Genomic DNA, 25,947 nt, shown 5'->3' with positions numbered 1-25,947 from the left:
TCACCCCGTTGCTTCCAGCAGCAGTAGATCCATCAGCAGCACCAGATTCGACTCAAACGACGTCACCCCCGCGGCTTCGGCGGCGAAGTGTACCGCTTCGTCATACAGCGCAAAGTGCACGTCCGCCATGCCCGCCAGCGTATTGGCTGAGGCGCGGGTAAAGGCGACGATCGTCATGCCGACGTTTTTGGCAATCCGCGCTTTATCCAGCACCTGCTCCGTTTCGCCGCTGCGCGAAACGGCGATAAACACCTGATAGCGGGCGGCATTGCTGAGGAAAATATTCCGGCTGTCCCCCGGCCCGGAGATGAACGCCGTTTTACCCAGCACCTGCAGCTTCTTGGTCAGGTACTCCGCAAAGAGATAGGAAAAACCGGCCCCGTAGAGAAAAAAGCTCTCTTTCTGGCGCAGCAGGTCGGCAAATTGCTGGCTCTTCTCCTGCGTGACCCACTGGAAGGTGTGCTGATAGTTGGCGATAAACTGATTAAACAGCGCCGGAAGTTCAGGAAGCGACTGTCCCTGAGCGGCAATATGCGGCGTGTCGGAGAGCAGCTGCTTGCAGTGCCAGATAAACTCGCTAAAGCCGCTGAACCCCAGCTTCTGACACAGCCGCATGATGGTGGCGGTCGAAACAAAGGTCGCCTGCGCCAGCTCGCGCACCGTGATGTTGCCCACCAGCAGCGGATGCTCCGTGAGGTGGGCGAGGACGCGATACTCCGCGCGGGTCAGCGATGCCCCGCGCGTTAACAGCGTGGCCAGGCGGTTATCCATTATTTCGCGGGTTCGACAGGCAGATCGTCTCGCGCACCCCATTCGCTCCATGCGCCGTCGTATAGCGTGACGTCGTTCGCGCCGAGCGTAGCGAGCGCCAGGATCACCACGCAGGCTGTTACGCCGGAGCCGCAGCTGGCGATAATCGGACGATGTAAATCCACGCCTGCACGGTCAAAAATGGCACGTAATTCATCGGTGGTTTTCAGCTCGCCCTCAAACACCAAATCGCCCCACGGCACGTTCAGCGCCCCCGGGATATGTCCGCGCTTCAGCCCCGGACGCGGCTCGTCCGCTTGCGCATTAAAGCGCGGGGCGGGGCGGGCATCGACGATTTGCGCCGTTTTTTCATGGCTCACGACCAGCACGTCGGTCAGACGCTTCACCACGTTAGCGTCGAATGTCGCGTCGAATTCCCCTTCCGGCAGCGTCACATCGCCCTGCTGAAGCGGCAGTTCGTCGCGCTTCCAGCCCGCCAGCCCGCCCGCCAGAATCGACACTTTTTCCACGCCAAACTGTTTCAGCATCCACCACGCGCGCGGCGCGGAGAAGAGATTACCTTCATCGTAAACAACAAGGTGTTTATCTTTGCTGACGCCCAGCTCGCGCATCGCCACGGAAAACGCTTCCGGGCGCGGCAGCATGTGCGGCAGGGGAGAGTTGTGATCGGAGAGGGCTTCGATATCAAAAAATACCGCACCCGGCAGGTGCCCTGCGCGGTATTCACCGGGGACGTCACGATGCTCTTGCCCCGGCGGGGCCATACGCGCGTCAATAATCTGGACTTCCGGATCGTCGCCGTGCTCAATCAGCCAGTCGGCAGCGACAAAATATGAGGTGGACATGGGTTGCCTCCATTCTTTTCCGTAAAAAAGGATTGTCGGTGTTTTTTCTGACACCGACAAGCAAACCACGTTCAACTCGCGAGCAAGCCCCTATTTTTTCACCGTTTCGCCGTCCTGCCAGGCTTTTTGCAGCGCAGGCCAGTAGTCGCGGTTGGCCTCGATCATCTCATCCAGAATCGCTTTCGCATGTTCCATGGTCGGCACGGTGCGGTTGAGGGTAAACGCCTGCAGAGCTTTCTCATAGCTGCCTTCTATGGTTGCTTCCACCAGCAGCTGTTCAGAGGCGAGCTGCTGTTGCAAAAGAGTCTGATGGAACAGCGGTACCTGACCAACGCAAATCGGTTCTGGACCTTCGGAGGTGATATAGGCGGGCACCTCCACCACCGCATCATAAGGCAGGTTGGCGATCGCCCCGCGGTTTTCCACCATTACCAGATGGCGCTGGCGCAGGTTAAAGGCCAGCGAGCAGGCGACATCAACAATAAACTCGCCGTGCACGCCCACGTGGAAGGCATCCGGTAAAATTCCGGTGCGCTTGTACTCTTCGGCGGCGGCGAACAGTTTTTTCTCACGCCCGTTCATCACTTCGTTGGCCCGGGTATAGTCCGGGTTCTGATGCTCCACAATCTGGTTCGGCATCAGGTAATACTGCAGATACGGGTTCGGCAGATACTCCGGGAAGTTGTCCATGATTGGCTTAATGTTGCGCCAGGTTTTCACCCAGGAGGGATCGGAATGCTGCGGGTCGGTTTTGGCGGCATCCTCCGTCAGCAGGCCAAACTTCGCGATATGCTTACGCAATTCCGGCAGCTTGTCTTCGCCGTCCACCAGCACACGGGTAAACCAGCCGAAGTGGTTCAGGCCGAAGTAGTCCACCTCCAGTTTGCGACGATCGACACCCAGAATGGCGCCCATATTGCGCATCGCAGCCACCGGCATATCGCAGATGTTCAGCACGCGAGCGTCCGGACGCAGGCGGCGCACGCCCTCCGCGACGATCGCCGCCGGGTTGGAGTAGTTCACGATCCAGGCTTTCTCATGCGCGTAGCAATCGACCAGATCGATAAGTTCGACCATCGGCAGGATCGTGCGCAGTCCGTATGCCAGCCCGCCCGGTCCGCAGGTCTCCTGGCCGACCACGCCGTGACGCAGCGGGATCTTTTCATCCTGCTCGCGCATCTTGTACTGGCCGACGCGCATCTGGGCGAAGACGAAATGCGCGCCGCTGAAAGCCACTTCCGGGTCGCTGGTGACGGTAAATTTAATGCTCTGGCTGTGGTCGCGAATGACCTTCTCAACCACCGGCGCAATGGTGTTCTGACGCGCCTCGTCAAGGTCATAAAGGCGAATTTCGGCCAGCGGGAAATCCTGCAGGCGCACCATCAGGCTTTTTACAATACCCGGCGTGTAGGTGCTGCCGCCGCCGGCAATCGACAAAATGAATGGGGGTGTAAACATCTTTAGCTCCTTTCAGAGAAACGTCTCAACGGCTTCTCGCATTTTTTTGACATGCAGCCCGTAGACCACCTGAACGTTGTTACCTTGTTTGATAATCCCTTTCGCGCCGGTTGCCTTCAGGCGTGGTTCGTCGATGATGTCAACGTCCTTCACCGTGACGCGTAAGCGGGTGTAGCAGTTATCCACCACCTCTATATTTTCCCGTCCGCCCAGCCCGACGACGATGGATTCACCCAGCCCGTCGTTATTGCCCTTCGCCTGGTACTCCTGCTTGCTGTAAAGGCGCGTCTCCTGGTCCTCATCCTCACGTCCGGGCGTTTTCATGTTGAAGCGCAGGATCAGGAAGCGGAACACCACGAAGTAGAGGGCGAACATGATCAGCCCGACCACGATGTACATCGGCCAGTTGGACTTCTCCGTACCGAGCGGCAGGTTGTAGAGGATGAAATCGATAATCCCGTTGGCGCCGATGGCGTGAACGCCCAGCAGCGAGAACAGCATCATGCCGATGCCGGTCAGCACTGCATGCACCACGAACAGCAGCGGGGCGACGAACAGGAAGGAGAACTCAATCGGCTCGGTCACACCCACCAGCAGCGAGGTCAGTGCCGCCGGGATCAAAATCGCTTTCGCAATGGCTTTACGCTCCGGCTTTGCGGTCATGTACATCGCCAGCGCGGCGGCAGGCAGACCGAACATCTTGCTGATGCCGCGTGCATCCCAGACTACGGTGCTGCTGAGCTGCTTCACCTCCGGGCAGGCCATCTCGGCGAAGTAGATATTGCGGGCGCCCTGATAGGTTGCGCCGCACACCTCCTGCGTGCCGCCCAGTTCGGTATAGAGGAACGGCGTATAAACCAGATGGTGCAGGCCGGTTGGCACCAGAATGCGTTCAAGAAAACCGTAGATCGCCACGCCAAACGGCCCGGAGCCTTTGATAGCCAGCGCCAGGGTGCTAATACCGTGCTGGGCAAACGGCCACAGTTCGCTCATTACCACGCCGAGCAGCATAGAGACGGGCAACATGACGATGGCGACAAAACAGTGGCCGGAGTAAATCGCCATCGCGCCGTTAAATTGTACGCCGGAGTATTTGTTGTACAGATATCCCGACAGCGCACCGGTGAGGATCCCCGCAAAGACCCCCATCTCCAGCACCTGCACGCCCAGCACCATGCTTTGCCCGGCGGCTTTCATCTGGTCAGCCGGGGCCAGTTCCCCCTGCAGCTGCAGCGTCACATTCATGGCATTAATGAACACCACGAAGGTCACCAGACCAATCAGCGCCGCGTAGCCTTTATCGCGCGTCGCCAGACCAATTGGGATCCCGACGGCAAACACCAGCGCCAGGTTGACCAGCACCGACACGGCAGATTTCGCGATAAGTTGACCAATATGCTGAATCAGAGGATGGCCCAGAAACGGCAGGTATTCTGCGAGATTACCGTTACCCAGCACGTTACCAAAGGCGATAAACAGACCGACGATCGGTAAGATAAGTACCGGTCCATACAATGATTTTCCGAAATTTTGTAGGGCGTTCACGGCTCGTTTCATGGCTTTCTCTCTTATTGAACCGCGCACTCGGGGTGCGTCATGGTCATAAAACTAGCAGCCCTCAGGCGAGTTTATCCACCTATCTTATTGTTTTAAAAACAAATGACGTGAAAGGTAACATGTGACGTTATGGGCTGTGATCGCGGTTCCATCCCGGTGTAACGGTGTGATGCCATTCTGCGAGGCGCTTTCCAGATCCTAAAAATGGACTTTTTGTATTAACGAAACTTGCGGATAATACTTATCCGGACGACGACCAACAGGCCTCCTCAGGCCAGGGACAAAGGATGAAACCGTTTCGCTTAGCCGCGATCTCTCTCGCGCTGCTCACTACGTTTACGCTTGTCGGCTGTGATAATAGCGACGATAAGCCCCAGGCTGCGGCTCCCGCGGCATCCACCGCATCAACACCGAAGGCCGCGGAAAAGCCCAATGCTGAAACGCTGGCTAAACTGGCCGCCCAGAGTCAGGGAAAAGCGCTGACCCTGCTGGATGCCTCTGAAGTTCAGCTCGACGGTGCCGCCACGCTGGTGCTGACCTTCTCTGTACCGCTGGATCCCGATCAGGATTTCGCCAAAACGGTGCATGTCGTGGATAAAAAAAGCGGCAAAGTTGACGGGGCGTGGGAGCTTGCGCCCAATCTGAAAGAGCTGCGCCTGCGTCATCTGGAGCCTAACCGTAATCTGGTCGTCACCGTTGAACGCGGCCTGAAGGCGTTGAATAAGGCGACCTTTGGCATTGATTATGAAAAAGCCCTGACCACGCGAGATATAGAGCCGACGGTCGGCTTTGCCAGTCGCGGCTCGCTGCTGCCGGGCAAGGTGGTGGAAGGTCTGCCAGTGATGGCGCTTAACGTCAACAATGTGGACGTCAATTTCTACCGCGTGAAGCCGGAGTCGCTGGCCTCGTTTGTCAGCCAGTGGGAGTACCGTAACTCGCTGACCAACTGGGAATCTGACAATCTGCTGAAGATGGCGGAACTGGTCTACACCGGCCGCTTCGATCTCAACCCGGCGCGCAACACGCGTGAAAAATTGCTCCTGCCGCTCAAAGATATCAAGCCGCTCCAGCAGTCTGGCGTCTACATTGCGGTGATGAATCAGGCCGGGCATTACAGCTACAGCAATGCCGCAACGCTCTTTACCCTGAGCGATATCGGTTTGTCCGCTCACCGCTATCATAACCGGCTGGACATTTTCACCCAGAGTCTGGAAAACGGTGCGGCGCAGTCCGGTGTCACCGTCACGCTGCTGAATGACAAGGGCCAGACCCTCGCCGAAGCCAACAGCGACGCCGACGGTCATGCGAAGCTTGAAACCGATAAAGAAGCCGCGCTTATTCTGGCCAGCAAAGACGGCCAGACCACGCTGCTCGATCTCAAGCTTCCGGCGCTGGATCTGGCGGAGTTCGATATCGCCGGTAGCCCTGGCTACAGCAAACAGTTCTTTATGTTTGGCCCGCGCGATCTCTATCGTCCAGGTGAAACAGTGATCCTCAACGGCCTGCTGCGCGACAGCGACGGAAAACCGCTTCCCGATCAGCCCGTCAAACTTGACGTGCTGCGCCCGGACGGCCAGGTCGCGCGCACGATCGTTGTACAGCCTGAGAACGGTCTCTATCGCTTCAACTACCCGCTTGATAGCGGCGCGCAGACCGGCATGTGGCATATTCGTGCCAACACGGGCGATAACCAGCAGCGCATGTGGGATTTCCACGTCGAAGATTTCATGCCTGAACGCATGGCGCTGAACCTGACGGCAGAAAAAGCACCGGTTTCCCCACAGGATGATGTGGACTTTAACGTCGTGGGCTACTACCTCTACGGCGCACCTGCCAACGGCAACTCGCTGCAGGGCCAGCTTTTCCTGCGTCCGTTGCGTGAGGCGGTTGCAGCGCTACCGGGCTTCCAGTTTGGTGATATCGCCGAGGAAAACCTGAGCCGTAGCCTGGACGAAGTGCAGCTTACGCTGGACGAGCAGGGACGTGGTCAGGTCACCACTGAAAGTCAGTGGAAAGAGGTGCACTCTCCATTGCAGCTGATCCTGCAGGCCAGCCTGCTGGAATCCGGCGGTCGTCCGGTGACGCGTCGTGCCGAGCAGGCTATCTGGCCGGCGGCGGAGCTGCCGGGTATCCGCCCTCAGTTCGCCAGTAAAGCCGTGTACGACTACCGCACCGATACCACCGTCAACCAGCCGATTGTCGACGAGAACGGCAACGCCAGCTTTGACATCGTCTATGCCGATGCCAGCGGCGCGAAAAAAGCGGTGTCCGGTTTGCAGGTTCGCCTGATTCGCGAACGCCGTGACTACTTCTGGAACTGGTCTGAGAGCGAAGGCTGGCAGTCTCAGTTCGATCAAAAAGATCTGATTGAGGGCGAGCAGGAGCTTAGCCTCAAGGCAGATGAAACCGGTAAAGTCACCTTTCCAGTGGAGTGGGGCTCATACCGTCTGGAAGTGAAAGCGCCTGATGAGATGGTCAGCAGCGTGCGCTTCTGGGCAGGTTACAGCTGGCAGGATAACAGCGACGGCACGGGTGCGGCGCGTCCTGACCGCGTGACGCTGAAACTGGATAAGCCAGCCTATCAGCCAGGCGATACCATAAACCTGCACATTGCAGCGCCAGCCGCAGGCAAGGGCTATGCCATGATCGAATCCAGCGAAGGGCCGCTGTGGTGGAAAGAGATCGACGTGCCGGCAAACGGTCTGGATCTCTCCATTCCGGTGGATAAAGCCTGGAAACGTCACGATCTCTACCTCAGCACGCTGGTGGTTCGTCCTGGCGATAAATCCAAATCCGCCACGCCAAAACGCGCGGTCGGCCTGCTGCATTTGCCGATGGGGGATGAAAATCGTCGCCTGAACATTGCGCTGGATAACCCACATAAAATGCGTCCGAATCAGACGCTTTCTGTGAAAGTTAAAGCCAGCGTGAAAGAGGGGGCGGTTCCGCAGAAAGTGAACGTCCTGGTCTCGGCGGTGGACAGCGGCGTGCTGAATATTACCGATTACGTCACGCCGGATCCGTGGCAGGCTTTCTTCGGTCAGAAGCGTTACGGCGCGGATATCTACGATATCTACGGCCAGGTCATTGAAGGGCAGGGTCGTATGGCCGCGCTGCGTTTCGGTGGTGACGGCGATGAACTCAAGCGCGGCGGCAAACCGCCGGTGAACCACGTCACCATTATTGCCCAGCAGGCGCAGCCGGTTACGCTGGATGCCAACGGTGAAGGCACCGTTACGCTGCCGATTGGTGATTTCAACGGCGAGCTGCGTCTGATGGCGCAGGCCTGGACGGAAGATGATTTCGGCAGCAGCGAAAGTAAGGTTGTAGTGGCCGCGCCGGTTATTACCGAGCTTAATACGCCGCGCTTCCTGGCAAGTGGAGATACCTCACGGTTGACGCTGGATCTCACTAACCTGACCGACAAACCGCAAACGCTGAACGTCGCCCTGAGCGCGACAGGCAAACTGTCACTGGAAGGCGCACAGCCGCAGCCTGTTCAGTTGCCTCCGGGCGCGCGCAGCACCCTGTTTATTCCGGTGCGCGCGCTGGAGGGGTATGGCGACGGTGAGGTGACGGCGCAGGTTACCGGCCTGGAGCTTCCGGGCGAAACCTTTGCCCCGCAGCAGAAGAGCTGGAAAATCGGCGTGCGTCCGGCGTTCCCGGCGCAGACGGTAAATACCGGTGCCATGCTGAACCCCGGTGAGTCCTGGATCGCACCGGCGCAGCATATCAACGATTTCTCTCCTGCCATCCTGCAGGGGCAACTGCTGCTGAGCGGCAAACCACCGCTCAACCTGGCGCGCTACATCCGCGAACTGCAGGCGTATCCGTATGGCTGCCTGGAGCAGACCACCAGCGGCCTGTTCCCGTCCCTCTATACCAACGCCGCGCAGCTTACCGCGCTTGGTATAAAAGGAGATACCGATGACAAGCGCCGTGCTGCCATTGATATTGGGATCTCTCGTCTGCTGCAGATGCAGCGTGATGATGGCGGTTTTGCCTTGTGGGATAAAAATGGCCCGGAAGAGTACTGGCTGACCGCCTATGTGACTGACTTCCTGGTACGCGCGGGCGAGCAGGGCTACAGCGTACCCGCAGATGCGGTGAACAATGCTAATAGCCGTCTGCTGCGCTACCTGCAGGATCCGGGCATGATGTCCATTCGCTACAGCGACAACACCCAGGCCAGCAAATTTGCCGTACAGGCGTATGCCTCGCTGGTGCTGGCGCGTCAGCAAAAAGCGCCGCTTGGCGCGCTGCGTGAAATCTGGGATCGTCACGCTCAGGCGGCTTCCGGGCTGCCGCTGATGCAGCTGGGTATGGCGCTCAAACTGATGGGCGATGCCCCGCGCAGCCAGCAGGCGCTGGATCTGGCACTTAAAACGCCGCGCAACGACAGCAAAACCTGGATGGCCGACTATGGCAGCCCGCTTCGCGATAATGCGCTGATGCTCTCCCTTCTCGATGAGTATAAATTGCTGCCGGATGCGCAAAATACGCTGCTGAATGCCCTGTCTGAACAGGCTTTTGGCCAGCGCTGGCTGTCCACCCAGGAGAGCAATGCGCTGTTCCTGGCTGGACGTTCGCTGCAAACCCTGTCAGGTGCATGGCAGGCGAAAACCTCTCTGTCTGATTCCGCATCCGGCGGCGATAAGGCGCAGGTACAAAACGTAAGTGGCGACCAGCTTGGCGCGCTGCAGGTAACCAATACCGGTATGGCACCGTTGTGGGTGCGACTCGACAGCATCGGCTATCCGGAATATGCGCCTCAGCCGAGCTCAAACGTGCTGCAGGTGGAACGCCATATCCTGGCAACAGACGGCAGCAGCAAATCACTCTCTTCGCTGAAAAGCGGTGAACTGGTGCTGGTCTGGCTTGAAGTGAAAGCCAGCCAGAATGTGCCGGACGCGCTGGTGGTGGATCTCCTCCCGGCAGGTCTGGAGCTGGAAAACCAGAACCTGTCGAGCAGCAGCGCCAGCCTGCAGGACAGCGGCAGCGAAGTGCAGAACCTGCTCAGCCAGATGCAGCAGGCGGATATTCAGCATATGGAGTTCCGCGATGATCGTTTTGTGGCCGCCGTGCCGGTAAATGAAGGTCAGCCGGTCACGCTGGTTTATCTGGCCCGTGCCGTGACGCCGGGAACCTACCAGGTGCCGGTGCCGATGGTGGAGTCTATGTATGTTCCGCAGTGGCGGGCAACGGGTGCGGCCAGCGGCCCGCTGATCGTTGTTCCGTAACATGCGAATGGCACGTCTGACACGCTCCCGCTGGCTCTGGCTGGCGGGAGCGCTTCTCGTTTTAGGGGGGCTGATTATCGCCGCCGACCGCCTGTGGCCACTGCCTCTGAAAGAGGTTAACCCTGCGCGAGTTGTGGTGGACGAGAAGGGCGCGCCGCTCTGGCGTTTTGCCGACAGCGAAGGCATCTGGCGCTACCCGGTGACCATTGAAGAGGTTTCTCCCCGTTATCTTGAAGCTCTGATCCAGTATGAAGATCGCTGGTTCTGGGAGCATCCAGGTGTAAACCCGCTCTCTGTCCTGCGCGCTGCCTGGCAGGATCTCAGCTCCGGAAGAGTGGTTTCGGGAGGAAGTACGCTTACCATGCAGGTGGCGCGCCTGCTGGATCCGCATCCGCGCACCGTTGGCGGCAAAGTTCGTCAGCTCTGGCGGGCGATGCAGCTTGAGTGGCATCTTTCCAAACGCGACATTCTCACGCTCTATCTCAATCGCGCCCCGTTTGGCGGCACGCTGCAGGGCGTGGGGGCGGCAAGCTGGACCTATCTTGGGAAACCCCCTTCGCAGTTGAGTTATTCCGACGCGGCGCTGCTGGCGGTATTGCCACAGGCGCCCAGCCGTCTGCGCCCGGATCGCTGGCCGGAGCGGGCCGAAGCGGCACGCAACAAAGTGCTCGACCGTATGATGACCCAGGGCGTCTGGTCAGCAAAGCAGGTGGAGGAGTCCCGTGAAGAGCCAGTATGGCTGGCTCCCCGGCAGATGCCGCAGCTGGCGCCGCTCTTTGCACGCATGATGCTCGGCAAAAGTCGCGATACGAAAATTGTCACCACGCTGGATGCCGGACTGCAGCGCCAGCTGGAAGAGCTGGCGATGAACTGGAAATCCCGCCTGCCGGCACGCAGTTCGCTGGCGTTGATCGTCGTCGATCATACCGACATGAAGGTGCGCGGCTGGGTCGGTTCGGTGGATATTAACGATGACAGTCGTTTTAGTCATGTGGACATGGTCAATGCGATCCGATCCCCGGGATCGGTGTTAAAGCCATTTATCTACGGTATGGCGCTGGACGACGGCCTGATCCACCCCGCCTCGCTGCTTCAGGACGTCCCCAGAAAAACCGGTGACTATCGCCCGGGAAATTTTGACAGCGGGTTCCACGGGCCGGTCAGCATGAGTGAAGCGCTGGTGCGCTCCCTCAACCTGCCAGCGGTACAGGTGCTGGAAGCCTATGGCCCCAAACGGTTTGCCGGGATGCTTAGCAACGCCGGGCTGCCGCTGATCCTGCCTGCGGGGGCGCAGCCGAATCTGTCGCTGATTCTGGGAGGCGCAGGCGCGCGGCTGGCGGATATTGCCGCCGCCTACAGTGCTTTTGCCCGTCACGGTAAAGCGGGAAGATTACGCCTGCAGCCCGGCGATCCCCTGACTGAACGCCCGCTGTTATCGCCAGGCTCGGCGTGGATTATTCGCCGTATTCTGGCGAATGAGTCACAGCCGCTGCCGGACAGCGCGCTGCCGCAAATTGCGCCGCTGGCGTGGAAAACGGGAACCAGCTACGGCTACCGGGATGCCTGGGCCATCGGTCTGAATGCCCGTTACGTCATCGGTATATGGACCGGACGACCGGACGGCACGCCGGTGGCGGGGCAGTTTGGTTTTGCCAGTGCGGTTCCGCTCCTGAATCAGGTTAATAACCTGCTTCAGTCACGTTCTACGGTAGACGAAGCCCGGCAGCCGCGCGATCCGCGCCCGGAAAGCGTCGGGCGGGGCGTCATCTGCTGGCCGGGCGGCCAGTCGCTGCCGGAAGGGAGTGAAAACTGCCGCCGTCGCCTGTCGACCTGGCTGCTGGAAGGGAGTGAACCACCCACGCTGCTATTACCGGAACAGGAAGGCATTCGCGGCATTCGTTTCCCGGTCTGGGTGGATAAAGAAGGCAAACGCGTTGCGGCAGATTGCCCTGATGCAACGGAAAAAGTCCTGGATGTCTGGCCGCTGCCGCTGGAGCCGTGGCTGCCTGCGACCGAGCGTCGCACGGTACGGGTCCCGCCTTCATCAACAACCTGTCCTCCGCTGTCGCAGGACGCACCTGCGCCACTCATCCTGACAGGCGTGCGCGAAGGAGCCGTCATAAAACGTCTGCCGGGGGAGTCCCGCGTTTCGCTGCCGCTTCAGGCGACCGGCAACAGCGGCGAGCGCTGGTGGTTTTTGAACGGTGAACCGCTGAGTGTGAAGGGAAGAGTTTACACATTACAGCTTGATAAGTCGGGCGATTATCAATTACTCGTTATGGATGAGACCGGGCAGGTCGCGACGGTGAATTTTACGCTGCAGTGATCCTGAAACAGCTTTCAGATGTGAGCTGTTGCTAAAACTCGTCTTATTTTAAAAAAATGTTACCTGAATCCATAGGCAATGGCGCTATTGCTCTTTATAATCCGCGCCACACCATACTCAGGTATGCAAAACAACAGAACATTTTACAGAGGTTATCATGGCTATTGAACGTACTTTTTCCATCATCAAACCAAACGCGGTGGCAAAAAACGTTATTGGCAGCATCTTCGCTCGCTTTGAATCAGCAGGGTTTAAGATCGTTGGCACCAAAATGCTGCACCTGACCGTTGAACAGGCTCGCGGTTTCTACGCTGAGCACGAAGGTCGCCCATTCTTTGACGGTCTGGTTGAGTTCATGACCTCCGGCCCGATCGTGGTTTCCGTACTGGAAGGCGAAAACGCGGTACAGCGTCACCGCGATCTGCTGGGTGCAACCAACCCGGACAACGCGCTGGCAGGTACTCTGCGCGCTGACTACGCGGACAGCTTCACCGAGAACGGCACCCACGGTTCCGACTCCGTTGAGTCTGCTGCGCGCGAAATCGCGTTCTTCTTCGCTGAAGGCGAAGTGTGTCCACGTACCCGTTAATTTAACGGTTTCGTTTACACATTATTTTCGTAAATGCCGCGTCCAGACGTGGCATCCCTGCGCCAGACTTTGTACAATGCAACGCCCCGGACGAGCAGACCGCTTTCCGGGGCGTTTCTATTCAACCCTCCATGGGCCATAACGTGTAACAACGAGGCCGGAAAAAATTATGTCTGAATTAGTGAATACCTCCGAAGTCGCCATTCCTGCGGTTCCCAATAAAAATGGAAAAATTAACCTGCTGGACCTGAACCGTCAGCAGATGCGCGAGTTCTTTAAAGATATGGGTGAGAAGCCGTTTCGTGCCGATCAGGTGATGAAGTGGATGTACCACTACTGCAGCGACAACTTTGATGAGATGACCGACATCAACAAAGTGCTGCGCAACAAGCTCAAAGAAGTGGCTGAAATCCGCGCGCCGGAAGTAGTGGAAGAGCAGCGCTCGGCAGACGGCACCATCAAATGGGCGATTGCGGTAGGCGATCAGCGCGTTGAAACCGTCTACATTCCGGAAGACGATCGCGCCACGCTGTGCGTCTCCTCTCAGGTTGGCTGTGCGCTGGAGTGCAAATTCTGCTCAACCGCACAGCAAGGCTTTAACCGTAACCTGCGCGTGTCCGAAATTATCGGTCAGGTCTGGCGTGCCGCGAAAATCGTGGGTGCGGCAAAAGTGACCGGTACGCGTCCTATCACCAACGTGGTGATGATGGGGATGGGTGAGCCGCTGCTGAACCTGACCAACGTGGTTCCGGCGATGGAAATCATGCTGGATGACTTCGGTTTTGGCCTGTCCAAGCGTCGCGTGACGCTGTCTACCTCTGGCGTTGTACCTGCGCTGGATAAGCTGGGCGACATGATTGACGTTGCGCTGGCCATCTCCCTGCACGCACCAAACGATGAAATTCGTGACGAAATTGTACCGATCAACAAAAAGTACAATATCGAAACCTTCCTCGCTGCCGTGCGTCGTTATCTGGAGAAATCCAACGCGAACCAGGGCCGCGTAACTATCGAATACGTGATGCTTGACCACGTTAACGACGGTACCGAGCATGCGCATCAGCTGGCTGAACTGCTGAAAGATACGCCATGCAAAATCAACCTGATCCCATGGAACCCGTTCCCGGGCGCGCCGTATGGCCGCAGCTCGAACAGCCGTATTGACCGTTTCTCCAAGGTGCTGATGGAGTACGGTTTCACCACGATTGTGCGTAAAACCCGCGGTGATGATATTGATGCTGCATGCGGACAGCTGGCCGGTGACGTCATCGACCGTACCAAACGTACCCTGCGTAAACGCATGCAGGGCGAGACCATTGCGGTTAAAGCTGTTTGATTATTATGCATCACGGCGCATTATCTACGCTGTGATGCATAATCTGACTGAATAATCAGTCAGATTCGTGATGTTTGATTAATAATTACGGTGCGTTTCATATGAGTTTCGGGCAGTATGTAACGACGTAACAACAGTTTAGCCAGGCGGGCAGAGCTGCACTGTCATCTACCGGCTGACAGTCTTATACTGTCTGTTCAAGGTTAACTGACCAGAAGTTTCGCGGTGCGGGTGGCATTGTGACTCACCGGCACCTGAACCCTTATTTTTCACGTACCAGTAGTTGTAGCGAATGAATACTGAAGCCACTCACGACCAACATGAAGCACTCTCCACTGGCGTTCGTCTTCGCAACGCCCGTGAACAACTCGGACTCAGCCAGCAAGCCGTTGCGGAACGCTTGTGCCTGAAGGTTTCCACGGTTCGCGATATTGAAGAAGATAAGGCGCCTGCCGATCTGGCTTCAACCTTCCTGCGCGGCTATATCCGCTCTTATGCAAAACTGGTGCACATCCCCGAAGACGAATTACTGCCGATGATGGAGAAGCAGGCACCTGTTCGTGCAGCCAAAGTTGCGCCGATGCAGACCTTCTCTCTGGGAAAACGTCGTAAAAAACGTGATGGTTGGCTGATGAGCTTTACCTGGCTGGTGCTGTTTGTTGTTGTCGGCCTGACCGGCGCATGGTGGTGGCAAAACCACAAGGCGCAGCAGGAAGAGATCACCACCATGGCCGATCAATCCTCCGCTGAACTCAATCAGGCTGGAAATGGTGGCGCACAGAGCGTGCCGCTGAATACTGACGGCGCAGACACCTCAAGCGAACCGCAGACTGCGGCGCCAGCATCCGATGCCGCGCAGGCTCCGGCAGCTACGGCGAACACCACTGCACCTCAGGCTCAGGATCAAAACGCGGTTGTCGCGCCTTCTCAGGCAAATGTGGATACCGCAACGAACGCGCCTGCGGCCACTCAGCCTGCGGATAACACCGCAGCATCTCTGCCGACCGACCCGGCGGCCACTGCTGCTCCTGCTGCCGATCCTAACGCGCTGGTGATGAACTTCACCGCCGACTGCTGGCTGGAAGTCACTGACGCGACAGGCAAAAAACTGTTCAGCGGCCTGCAGCGGAAAGATGGCACGTTAAACCTAACGGGTCAGGCTCCTTACAAACTTAAAATCGGCGCTCCGGCAGCGGTACAGATCCAGTATCAAGGAAAACCTGTCGACCTGAGCCGCTTTATCAGAACTAACCAGGTTGCACGTCTTACCGTTAATGCCGAACAATCAGCAGCACAGTAACAGACGGGCAACGCGGGAGATTTTTCATGCATAACCAGGCTCCGATTCAACGTAGAAAATCGAAACGGATTTACGTTGGGAATGTGCCAGTCGGCGATGGGGCACCTATCGCCGTCCAGTCGATGACCAATACGCGCACCACGGACGTGGAAGCGACGGTCAACCAAATCAAAGCATTAGAACGTGTAGGCGCGGACATTGTTCGCGTCTCCGTCCCGACCATGGATGCCGCCGAGGCGTTCAAACTGATCAAACAGCAGGTCAGCGTTCCGCTGGTTGCGGATATCCACTTCGACTACCGTATCGCGCTGAAAGTGGCCGAATACGGCGTCGATTGCCTGCGTATTAACCCGGGCAACATCGGTAACGAAGAGCGTATCCGCATGGTAGTGGACTGCGCCCGCGATAAAAATATTCCTATCCGTATCGGCGTGAATGCCGGTTCCCTGGAAAAAGACCTGCAGGAAAAATACGGCGAGCCGACGCCGCAGGCGCTGCTCGAATCCGCGATGCGTCATGTCGATCATCTCGATCGTCTTAACTTCGATCAGTTTAAAGTCAGCGTAAAAGCGTCCGACGTCTTCCTTGCGGTGGAGTCTTACCGCCTGCTGGCAAAAGAGATCGATCAGCCTCTGCACCTCGGGATCACCGAAGCGGGCGGTCTGCGCAGTGGCTCTGTAAAATCTGCGATCGGTCTGGGGCTGCTGCTCTCCGAAGGGATCGGCGACACCCTGCGCGTCTCGCTGGCGGCGGATCCGGTAGAAGAGATCAAGGTCGGTTTCGATATTCTGAAATCACTGCGTATCCGCTCGCGTGGGATCAACTTCATTGCCTGTCCAACCTGTTCGCGTCAGGAATTTGACGTGATCGGTACGGTCAATGCCCTGGAGCAGCGTCTGGAAGACATCATCACTCCGATGGACGTTTCCATCATCGGCTGCGTGGTGAACGGTCCGGGTGAAGCGCTGGTGTCAACCCTGGGCGTCACCGGCGGTAACAAGAAAAGTGGTCTCTATGAAGATGGCGTTCGTAAAGATCGTCTGGATAATAGCGACATGATTGACCAGCTTGAAGCTCGCATCCGCGCCAAAGCCGCCATGATGGACGAGACACAGCGCATCAACGTTCAGCAGGTTGAAAAATAACGTGATGGGAAGCGTACCGCTTCCCATGTATGATTGAACCCATTCTTTGGGTTTTTTTTGTATATAGAAAGAGAATAAACGTGGCAAAAAACATTCAAGCCATCCGCGGCATGAACGATTACCTGCCTGGCGAAACCGCCATCTGGCAGCGCATTGAAGGCACGCTGAAGCAGGTGCTCGGCAGCTACGGTTACAGCGAAATCCGTTTGCCGATTGTAGAGCAGACCCCGTTATTCAAACGCGCGATCGGCGAAGTCACCGACGTGGTTGAAAAAGAGATGTATACCTTTGAGGACCGCAACGGCGACAGCCTGACCCTGCGTCCGGAAGGTACGGCGGGCTGCGTACGCGCCGGCATCGAACATGGTCTTCTGTACAATCAGGAGCAGCGCCTGTGGTATATCGGCCCGATGTTCCGCCACGAACGTCCGCAGAAGGGTCGTTATCGCCAGTTCAACCAGCTGGGTGTGGAAGTTTTTGGTCTGCAAGGGCCAGACATCGACGCCGAACTGATTATGCTGACGGCCCGCTGGTGGCGTGCGCTCGGCATCTCTGAGCACGTTTCGCTGGAACTGAACTCAATCGGTTCTCTGGCAGCGCGCGCTAACTACCGTGATGCGCTGGTGGCGTTCCTGGAACAGCATAAAGAGAAGCTCGACGAAGACTGCAAGCGTCGCATGTACAGCAACCCGCTGCGTGTGCTGGATTCCAAAAATCCTGACGTCCAGGCGCTGTTAAATGATGCGCCTGCGTTGGGTGACTACCTGGACGACGATTCTCGCGAACACTTCGCGGGTCTTTGCAAGCTGCTTGAAGCGGCGGGCATCGCCTATACCGTGAACCAGCGTCTGGTGCGCGGTCTGGACTACTACAACCGCACCGTGTTTGAGTGGGTAACCACCAGCCTCGGTTCGCAGGGCACCGTATGTGCCGGCGGCCGTTATGACGGTCTGGTTGAGCAACTTGGCGGTCGCGCAGCACCTGCTGTTGGCTTCGCGATGGGTCTTGAACGACTTGTTTTGCTGGTTCAGGCAGTTAATCCGGAATTTAAAGCAGATTCCGTTGTCGATATATACCTGGTGGCTTCAGGCGCGGAAACGCAGTCTGCGGCGATGCAGCTTGCCGAACGCGTGCGCGATGCGCTGCCGGGCGTTAAGCTGATGACCAACCATGGCGGCGGCAACTTCAAAAAACAGTTTGCTCGTGCCGATAAGTGGGGCGCAAGTATTGCACTGGTGCTGGGCGAGTCCGAAGTGGCTAACGGCGAAGTGGTAGTAAAAGACCTGCGCTCTGGTGAGCAGACAACGGTAACGCAGGACGGCGTTGCGGCGCACTTGCGCACTCTATTGGGCTAAGGAGAAAGACGGCGTGGAAATGTACGAGAACGAACACGATCAGGTCGACGCGATTAAACGCTTCTTTGCTGAAAACGGCAAAGCGCTGGTTGTTGGGGTTATTTTAGGTGTGGGTGCGCTGGTGGGCTGGCGTTACTGGAACAACCATCAGGCGAATTCCGCGCGCGGCGCGTCCCTGTCGTATGAAAATACCGTTAGCGCGATTCGTGCAGACCAGCCGCAAACGCTGGCTGCGGCAGAGAAATTTGCGGCTGACAACAAAAACACCTACGGTGCACTGGCTGCGCTGGAAGTGGCTCAGCAGTACGTGGATATAAACGAACTGGATAAAGCCGTTGCTCAGCTCTCTCAGGGCCTTGCTGCCGCAAGCGATGAAAACCTGAAAGCGGTGATCAATCTGCGCCTGGCACGAATTCAGGTTCAGCAGAAAAAAGCGGATGACGCGCTGAAAACGCTCGATACCATCAAAGGCGAAGGTTTTGCTGCCATCGTTGCCGATTTGCGCGGTGAAGCACTGCTGAGCAAAGGTGACAAAGCGGGCGCGCGTAAAGCGTGGCAAGCTGGCGTAGAGAGCAAAGCGTCACCTGCGCTGAGCGAAATGATGCAGATGAAAATAAATAATTTGTCCGTCTGAGAGGGACCCGATGCAATTGCGTAAATTACTTCTGCCAGGACTGCTTTCTGTTACGTTATTGAGTGGTTGTTCACTGTTCAGTGGCGAAGAAGACGTTGTGAAAATGTCCCCACTGCCGACGGTTGAAAACCAGTTTACCCCTTCCACCGCGTGGGATGTCTCCGTGGGCAGTGGGATTGGTGATTTCTATTCCAACCTTCATCCGGCGTATGCAGACAGCGTTGTCTATGCCGCTGACCGCAAAGGTACCGTGAAAGCTGTGAACGCCGATGACGGGAAAGAAGTCTGGTCCGTTAACCTGGCGGAAAAAGACGGCTGGTTCTCCCGTAAACCTGCACTGCTGTCTGGCGGTCTGACCGTTTCCGGCGGTCACGTCTACGTGGGCAGCGAAAAAGCGCAGGTGTATGCGCTGAACAGCAGCGACGGCTCCATTGCCTGGCAAACAACCGTGGCCGGTGAGTCTCTGTCTCGCCCGGTGGTGAGCGACGGTCTGGTGCTGATTCATACCAGTAACGGCCAGTTGCAGGCGCTGAACGAAGCGGACGGTCTGGTAAAATGGACCGTGAACCTGGATATGCCTGCGCTCTCTCTGCGCGGTGAATCAGCACCTGCGACCGCCTTTGGCGCTGCCATTGTGGGCGGTGACAACGGCCGCGTGAGCGCCGTGCTGATGCAGCAGGGCCAGATGATCTGGCAGCAGCGCATCTCTCAGGCCACTGGCTCCACGGAAATTGACCGCCTGAGCGACGTAGACACTACCCCGGTTATCGTTGACGGTGTGGTTTACGCGCTGGCCTATAACGGCAACCTGACCGCGCTGGATCTGCGCAGCGGCCAGATCATGTGGAAACGTGAGCTGGGCTCTGTAAATGACTTCATCGTCGATGGTAACCGCATTTATATGGTTGACCAGAACGACCGCCTGCTGGCGCTGAGCACCGAAGGCGGCGTGACGCTGTGGACGCAAAGCGATCTGCTGCACCGTCTGCTGACCGCGCCAGTGCTGTACAACGGTAGCCTGGTGGTTGGCGACAGCGAAGGGTATATGCACTGGATCGATCCGGAGAATGGTCGCTTTGTTGCACAGCAAAAAGTCGACAGCTCTGGTTTCCTGACCGACCCGGTTGTGGCTGACGGCAAACTGCTGATTCAGGCAAAAGACGGCACGCTGTACGCGATCACGCGTTAATTACCCGGCGGTTGTAGTATACTAAACGGCTCCTGTTCACTCAGGAGCCGTTTTGACATTTTTAAAAACGCCGCGAAAGCGACGTTTATTTGAATTTTATGAGGCTTCAAACATGGTACCTGTGGTCGCGCTTGTCGGGCGCCCTAACGTTGGAAAATCCACTCTTTTTAACCGTTTAACACGCACCCGTGATGCGCTGGTTGCGGATTTCCCGGGGCTGACGCGTGACCGTAAGTACGGTCGTGCAGAGGTGGAAGGACGCGAGTTCATCTGTATCGATACCGGCGGTATTGACGGCACAGAAGACGGCGTAGAAACCCGCATGGCGGAACAGTCGCTGCTGGCGATTGAAGAAGCGGATGTGGTGCTGTTCATGGTGGATGCGCGCGCTGGCCTGATGCCGGCGGACTCCGCAATCGCCAAACACCTGCGTTCACGCGAAAAGCCGACCTTCCTGGTGGCGAACAAAACTGACGGTATCGATGCCGATCAGGCCGTCGCGGATTTCTGGTCTCTGGGTCTCGGTGAAATCTACCCGATTGCCGCATCACATGGTCGTGGCGTGACCAGCCTGCTGGAAACCGTTCTGCTGCCGTGGGTTGACGAAGTGAACCCGCCGGAAGAAGTGGACGAAGACGCTGAATACTGGGCGCAGTTCGAAGACGGTGAAGAGGGCGAAGAAGAAGAGCCTGAGGACGACTTCAACCCGCAGGATCTGCCGATCAAGCTGGCGATTGTCGGTCGTCCAAACGTAGGTAAGTCTACGCTTACTAACCGTATTCTGGGTGAAGAGCGCGTGGTCGTCTACGACATGCCGGGCACTACGCGTGACAGCATCTACATCCCGATGCAGCGCGATGAACGTGAATACGTACTCATCGACACGGCGGGCGTGCGTAAGCGCGGAAAAATCACCGACGTGGTGGAAAAATTCTCCGTTATCAAAACTCTGCAGGCGATCGAAGACGCCAACGTGGTGCTGCTGGTCATTGACGCGCGCGAAGGTATCTCCGATCAGGATCTCTCACTGCTCGGCTTTATCCTCAATAGTGGGCGCTCACTGGTCATCGTGGTCAACAAATGGGACGGCCTGAGCAATGAAGTGCGCGAGCAGGTGAAAGAGACTCTGGACTTCCGTCTGGGCTTTATCGATTTTGCCCGTGTGCACTTCATCTCGGCGCTGCACGGCAGCGGCGTGGGTAACCTGTTTGAATCCGTGCGTGAAGCGTATGACAGCTCCACCCGTCGTCAAAGCACCGCCATGCTGACCCGCATCATGAATATGGCTGCGGAAGACCACCAGCCGCCGCTGGTGCGCGGTCGTCGCGTGAAGCTGAAATATGCCCACGCCGGTGGCTATAACCCGCCAATCGTAGTGATTCACGGCAACCAGGTGAAAGACCTGCCGGATTCCTACAAGCGCTACCTGATGAACTACTTCCGTAAATCGCTGGACGTGATGGGCACGCCTATCCGCATCCAGTTCAAGGAAGGGGAAAACCCGTTCGCCAACAAGCGCAACACCCTGACGCCAAACCAGATGCGTAAGCGTAAGCGTTTGATTAAGCACATTAAGAAAAGCAAATAAGCTTTGCCAGTTTCACGAAAGCCCGCGTTTATCGCGGGTTTTTTTTGCCCAAATCATACCGCCGGTTCTCTCTTTGTGAAGTCAATCACTATTCACTTTCAACCACGTTTAAATCTAAGAAAGTAGACAATCGTCGAATTTTCATCTTAAAGTCCCTGGTTCGGTACTAGACAAAACTAGCGACTGGTTATCAAATGGTTAACTAACTTTTCGCCGCATGTAAAAAATCGGTCAGATACGTAACTGGCCGGCGTACTTGCTGGTGTTTACAAGCACGACACATACCTTTCGGGAGAATTATGCAATCCTCTGTTAATCAAAAAGAGAGCCGAACGTTCTTCGGCCACCCTTATCCGCTCGGTTCGCTGTTCTTTACCGAGATGTGGGAGCGTTTCTCGTTTTACGGCATCCGTCCGCTGCTGATCCTGTTTATGGCCGCCACCGTCTATGACGGCGGGATGGGCCTGGCGCGTGAAAACGCCTCGGCGATTGTCGGTATCTTTGCTGGCACCATGTACCTGGCTGCGCTGCCGGGCGGCTGGCTGGCGGATAACTGGCTCGGCCAGCAGAGGGCCGTCTGGTACGGTTCGATCCTGATTGCGCTCGGTCACCTGTCGATCGCGCTGTCGGCCATTATGGGCAATAACCTGTTCTTTATCGGTCTGATGTTCATCGTGCTTGGTTCTGGTCTGTTCAAAACCTGTATCTCGGTGATGGTCGGTACCTTGTATAAAAAAGGCGATGCGCGTCGTGACGGCGGTTTCTCACTGTTCTATATGGGTATCAACATGGGCTCGTTCATTGCTCCGCTGATTTCCGGCTGGCTGATTAAAACTCACGGCTGGCACTGGGGCTTTGGTATTGGCGGCATCGGGATGCTGGTGGCGCTGATTATCTTCCGCGTATTTGCGGTTCCGGCGATGAAGCGCTACGACAGCGAAGTCGGCCTCGATTCCACCTGGAACAGCCCGGTGGTGAAGCGCAACGGCGTGGGCGTCTGGCTGCTCGCGCTGGCGGCAGGCGTGGCAACGCTCGTGACGCTGATTGCGCAGGGCGTGATCGTCATTAACCCGGTCGCGGTAGCCAGCGTACTGGTGTATGTGATTGCGGCCTCCGTTGCCCTCTACTTTATCTACCTGTTCATTTTCGCGGGCCTGAACCGGAAAGAACGCGCCAGGCTGCTGGTCTGCTTTATTCTGCTGGTCTCCGCCGCGTTCTTCTGGTCCGCGTTTGAGCAGAAGCCAACCTCGTTCAACCTGTTTGCCAACGACTACACTAACCGCATGATCGGTGATTTCGAGATCCCGGCGGTGTGGTTCCAGTCAATCAACGCCTTGTTCATCATCCTGCTGGCCCCGGTGTTCAGCTGGGCATGGCCGAAGCTGGCGAGTATGAACATTCGCCCGAGCAGCATCACCAAATTTGTTATCGGCATTCTGTGCGCGGCTGCGGGCTTTGGCCTGATGATGCTGGCGGCACAAAACGTGCTGAGCAACGGTGGGGCGGGTGTATCGCCGTTCTGGCTGGTGGGCAGTATCTTAATGCTGACGCTCGGTGAACTGTGCCTGAGCCCGATCGGTCTGGCGACCATGACCCTGCTGGCACCTGAAAGAATGCGCGGCCAGATGATGGGGCTGTGGTTCTGCGCCAGCGCGCTGGGTAACCTGGCCGCAGGCCTGATTGGTGGCCACGTGAAGGCCGATCAGCTGGATATGCTGCCGGATCTCTTTGCCCGCTGCTCCATCGCGCTGCTGATTTGTGCCGCAGTGCTGATCGTCCTCATTGTTCCGGTGCGCCGCATGCTGGAAAATGCGCAAACTAAACCGGCAGCTAACGCCTCATAAACCTCGATCTTGCCGGGGCAGCGTTATGCCCCGGCAATTTATTCGACGAGGTAAGAACATGCTGTTAGGGTTTGTTGGTCTTGGCGCAGTCGTTGAAACAGCTTACCTGCCCGCAATACGAAAATGCTTTGATAATCTCCCTCACTGTCTGGGTTTTGATATCCAGCCCGTAAAACAGCCGGAGGGCGTAACGCGCTGTGCCACACTGGCTGAACTCCTCTCCCATCCGCTTGATACTCTGTTTATTACCACGGCGTCACTGCACCACCTTGAGGTGCTTGAGCAGGCGATTGCCTCGCCGATCCCACGGATTGTGGTTGAAAAACCGATTGTCGCCACGCTTCCTCAAATCGAAAAACTCAACGCGCTGCTGGCAATGCCCGGTGTCGCATCCCGCGTGCTGGCACTTGACCACTGGATGGCGCGCATGGAAACGGTGAAGCAGTCGCTGGTTGACCATGTTTCTGACATCGCCAGAATCGAGGGCTTTTTGCAGGAGCCGAGCGGATATAACGCCGCAGGGGAACCCATCGCGCTCAATTTCGCGACCGGAGAACCGGACAGGAGAACGCTTCGCCATCCTGATGGCGTGATTCTGGATATCGGTACGCACGTACTGGCGATGCTGCGTGAAACGGTGCGCTATCTGGGCGGTCAGGACGATATGACGTTGCAGGTGGTTACGGCAAAAGACCGCCTGGGTCGCGATATCGCCAAGGGCGACCTGACCACGGCGGAAGGCGAGGCGCACTTGCAGGGAAGCATCAGCGGCGTGCCGGTGGACATCTGGCTTAACAAATACGCGGGACCTGCGGGCGGACAAAAGGGTCTGCGGCTCTATTTACGCGACGAGCGCATTATCAACTACGACCGACGCGGCGCGGAAGATGTGCTGGAGCTCATTGAGGGCAAAGGTATTCAGCGCTGGCATATTCCCGGTACGATCTACGAGCACTGTCTTGCGGAGCATATTCTGGGGGCAAAAAGTCTCTTTGAACGGGATCCGCACGAGGTGAGCCGCACGACGCGCCGCAGGATCGAGGAAGTGACGCTGCTGCTGACCTTGCAGCAACAGTTACGTGGCCCGCACTGAACGCGACGTGGTAAAATTCTCACAGACCTGAACGCTTTGAAGGAGTCACCATGACGATTACCTGCCCGGATTGCCAGGCGCCGCTGGAGCCCCAGAACGGGGTCGCGCACTGCGAAAACTGTAATAAAGATATCGCGCTCGACGCCCGCTGCCCGGAGTGTCATCAGCCACTCCAGGTATTAAAAGCCTGCGGTGCGGTGGACTATTTCTGCCAGAACGGCCACGGTCTTATCTCTAAAAAACGCGTGGAGTTTGTTCGGGCCGAAGGCTAATCGCACACGCAGCCTTCGCCTTTCTGCCACAGCTCGACCAGCGACTCGGGCGCTTCCTGCTCGGGTACCAGCACGATGATATCGGCGTAGTGCGCCTGATTCTGGCCGGTCCAGATAATCTGGATGCGGAAATAGCGCTGGTCACCGCTGCCTGGGGAAGAGGCTTGACCGGGCGGCTGGCCGCGCGGGAAAGCCTGCTCCAGGATGCTAACCAGACGCTGGCGCTGGGCCTCATTAAGCGAAGAGAGCGCGATGGTACGCTGGCCGCTCAGCTTAGGGATAAAAGCGACGCCGCCTTCCCGGGCCAGCTCAACCACGGCGTCATCCGTCAGTTCCGGAACCTGCATTTACAGCACTCCCACCTGTTCCCAGGCTTGTTTTATCGCCACCCCAACGTCGCTACCGGAGCGTTTCTCGCCGTGCGCTATCGTCAGTTTTGCGAAGGCATCAAAATCCGCATCCTGGGCCAGATTGCGATCGCAAACCGTGTCGTACCAGGCATAACCCGCTTTTTCCCAGGCGTAGCCACCGATCGCCGTTGCGGCCAGGTAAAATGCCCGATTAGGGATGCCGGAGTTAAGATGCACGCCGCCGTTATCCTCGCGCGTTTTGATGAAATCTTTCATGTGCGCGGGCTGCGGGTCTTTGCCGAGGAGGGGATCGTCGTAGGCGGTGCCGGGTTCAGACATCGAGCGCAGCCCTTTGCCGTTAATCCCTTTCGCCAGCAGCCCTTCACCAATCAGCCAGTCTGCTTTATCGGCGGTTTGCTTCAGATGGTACTGTTTAACCAGCGAGCCAAACACGTCAGACAGAGACTCGTTCAGCGCGCCCGACTGTTCAAAATAGATCAGCCCGGCTTCGGTCTCGGTCACGCCGTGGCTCAGCTCGTGCGCCACCACGTCGATGGCAATCGTAAAGCGGTTGAAGATTTCCCCGTCGCCGTCGCCGAATACCATCTGCTGACCGTTCCAGAAGGCGTTCTGATATTCCCGACCGTAATGCACGGTGCCGGTCAAAATAAGACCTTTATTATCGAGCGAATCACGCTGATATTCCTTCCAGAAGAAATCATGGGTAATACCCAAATAATCGTACGCCTCGTCCACCGCCACATCGCCGTTGGAAGGCTGGCCCTCATAGCGCACCTGGGTACCCGGTAGCTCCTGAGTTTGCTTCGCATCGTAAATATCACGCTCCAGCTGTCCGGCTTTATTGACGTGCGGCGCGGCGGGTTTGCCGGGCATGTGGGCCATCAGTGTCTGGACGTGGGTTAAGGTCTGACGGGCGCAGCGCTGCTGCGGCTCGGAACCGCTTTCGATAATACGACGAAGAATATAAGGGGGAATAACGCTATGAAGATGGGGCATGCTGCTCTCCTTATTAAAAAAGGGAATAGCAGCAGTAT

19 protein-coding genes are annotated in these 25,947 nt (G+C 57.3%); 13 read left to right on the top strand and 6 right to left on the bottom strand.

Translation table 11 applies throughout. From position 1 onward, the window contains the following. From MX657_RS16885 to MX657_RS16870, 4 genes are all read right to left on the bottom strand, one after another. A complete protein-coding gene (locus MX657_RS16885; RefSeq protein WP_346806214.1) occupies positions 1-771 on the bottom strand; it encodes a MurR/RpiR family transcriptional regulator in 771 nt (256 codons plus the stop codon). After that, on the bottom strand, positions 771-1,616 hold the full coding sequence (gene sseA / locus MX657_RS16880; protein ID WP_333017405.1) for a 3-mercaptopyruvate sulfurtransferase: 846 nt from the start codon (positions 1,614-1,616) through the stop codon (positions 771-773). Before sseA ends, MX657_RS16885 begins: the two co-directional genes overlap by 1 nt. Positions 1,617-1,706: 90 nt before the next feature. Continuing rightward, positions 1,707-3,074: a 6-phospho-alpha-glucosidase gene (locus tag MX657_RS16875; RefSeq protein ID WP_346806213.1), complete on the bottom strand. Its 1,368-nt coding sequence runs from the start codon at positions 3,072-3,074 to the stop codon at positions 1,707-1,709. Positions 3,075-3,086: 12 nt separating this feature from the next. Continuing rightward, positions 3,087-4,631: a PTS transporter subunit EIIC gene (locus tag MX657_RS16870; protein ID WP_119915350.1), complete on the bottom strand. Its 1,545-nt coding sequence runs from the start codon at positions 4,629-4,631 to the stop codon at positions 3,087-3,089. 287 nt (positions 4,632-4,918) lie between these two features. Between MX657_RS16870 and MX657_RS16865 the strand changes: the two genes are divergently transcribed. From MX657_RS16865 to MX657_RS16805, 13 genes are all read left to right on the top strand, one after another. Further along, the gene (locus tag MX657_RS16865) at positions 4,919-9,871 is read left to right on the top strand and encodes an alpha-2-macroglobulin family protein (RefSeq protein WP_346806212.1); all 4,953 of its coding nucleotides are present in this window, start codon (positions 4,919-4,921) and stop codon (positions 9,869-9,871) included. A 1-nt stretch (position 9,872) separates the two neighbouring features. Next, positions 9,873-12,197, top strand: coding sequence for a peptidoglycan glycosyltransferase PbpC (pbpC, locus tag MX657_RS16860; RefSeq protein WP_346806211.1), 2,325 nt, complete (start codon positions 9,873-9,875; stop codon positions 12,195-12,197). A gap of 157 nt (positions 12,198-12,354) precedes the next feature. Beyond that, the gene (gene ndk, locus MX657_RS16855) at positions 12,355-12,786 is read left to right on the top strand and encodes a nucleoside-diphosphate kinase (RefSeq protein ID WP_003860625.1); all 432 of its coding nucleotides are present in this window, start codon (positions 12,355-12,357) and stop codon (positions 12,784-12,786) included. Positions 12,787-12,955: 169 nt separating this feature from the next. Beyond that, a complete protein-coding gene (locus tag MX657_RS16850; RefSeq protein WP_028014062.1) occupies positions 12,956-14,122 on the top strand; it encodes a bifunctional tRNA (adenosine(37)-C2)-methyltransferase TrmG/ribosomal RNA large subunit methyltransferase RlmN in 1,167 nt (388 codons plus the stop codon). Positions 14,123-14,414: 292 nt separating this feature from the next. Continuing rightward, complete coding sequence (gene rodZ / locus MX657_RS16845; protein ID WP_217479165.1) at positions 14,415-15,422, top strand: cytoskeleton protein RodZ; 1,008 nt, start codon at positions 14,415-14,417, stop codon at positions 15,420-15,422. 26 nt (positions 15,423-15,448) lie between these two features. Beyond that, positions 15,449-16,567: a flavodoxin-dependent (E)-4-hydroxy-3-methylbut-2-enyl-diphosphate synthase gene (ispG, locus tag MX657_RS16840; RefSeq protein ID WP_080328421.1), complete on the top strand. Its 1,119-nt coding sequence runs from the start codon at positions 15,449-15,451 to the stop codon at positions 16,565-16,567. A gap of 80 nt (positions 16,568-16,647) precedes the next feature. After that, positions 16,648-17,922 (top strand): histidine--tRNA ligase, encoded by a 1,275-nt coding sequence (gene hisS, locus MX657_RS16835; protein ID WP_346806210.1) that lies wholly within the window; start codon positions 16,648-16,650, stop codon positions 17,920-17,922. A 13-nt stretch (positions 17,923-17,935) separates the two neighbouring features. Continuing rightward, positions 17,936-18,556, top strand: coding sequence for a YfgM family protein (locus MX657_RS16830; protein ID WP_346806209.1), 621 nt, complete (start codon positions 17,936-17,938; stop codon positions 18,554-18,556). Positions 18,557-18,566: 10 nt separating this feature from the next. Next, a complete protein-coding gene (gene bamB / locus MX657_RS16825) occupies positions 18,567-19,745 on the top strand; it encodes an outer membrane protein assembly factor BamB (RefSeq protein ID WP_080328424.1) in 1,179 nt (392 codons plus the stop codon). A 112-nt stretch (positions 19,746-19,857) separates the two neighbouring features. Next, positions 19,858-21,333: a ribosome biogenesis GTPase Der gene (gene der / locus MX657_RS16820; protein WP_045399786.1), complete on the top strand. Its 1,476-nt coding sequence runs from the start codon at positions 19,858-19,860 to the stop codon at positions 21,331-21,333. A gap of 299 nt (positions 21,334-21,632) precedes the next feature. After that, positions 21,633-23,177, top strand: coding sequence for a peptide MFS transporter (locus MX657_RS16815; RefSeq protein ID WP_217479164.1), 1,545 nt, complete (start codon positions 21,633-21,635; stop codon positions 23,175-23,177). A 58-nt stretch (positions 23,178-23,235) separates the two neighbouring features. Then, positions 23,236-24,270, top strand: a complete 1,035-nt coding sequence (locus tag MX657_RS16810; protein ID WP_346806208.1) for an oxidoreductase — start codon at positions 23,236-23,238, stop codon at positions 24,268-24,270. A 50-nt stretch (positions 24,271-24,320) separates the two neighbouring features. Then, a complete protein-coding gene (locus MX657_RS16805; protein WP_080328427.1) occupies positions 24,321-24,542 on the top strand; it encodes a zinc ribbon domain-containing protein in 222 nt (73 codons plus the stop codon). Here the strand turns inward: MX657_RS16805 and MX657_RS16800 are convergent. Together MX657_RS16800 and MX657_RS16795 are read right to left on the bottom strand one after the other, a co-directional pair. Continuing rightward, complete coding sequence (locus MX657_RS16800; protein WP_006811517.1) at positions 24,539-24,889, bottom strand: protealysin inhibitor emfourin; 351 nt, start codon at positions 24,887-24,889, stop codon at positions 24,539-24,541. The genes MX657_RS16805 and MX657_RS16800 overlap by 4 nt on opposite strands. Then, the gene (locus MX657_RS16795) at positions 24,890-25,909 is read right to left on the bottom strand and encodes a M4 family metallopeptidase (RefSeq protein WP_080328428.1); all 1,020 of its coding nucleotides are present in this window, start codon (positions 25,907-25,909) and stop codon (positions 24,890-24,892) included. Between the last annotated feature and the right edge of the window lie 38 nt (positions 25,910-25,947).

The organism is Enterobacter chuandaensis, assembly GCF_039718975.1.
Classification (GTDB): Bacteria; Pseudomonadota; Gammaproteobacteria; order Enterobacterales; family Enterobacteriaceae; genus Enterobacter; species Enterobacter chuandaensis.
This window is presented reverse-complemented; position numbering and strand designations above follow the sequence as displayed.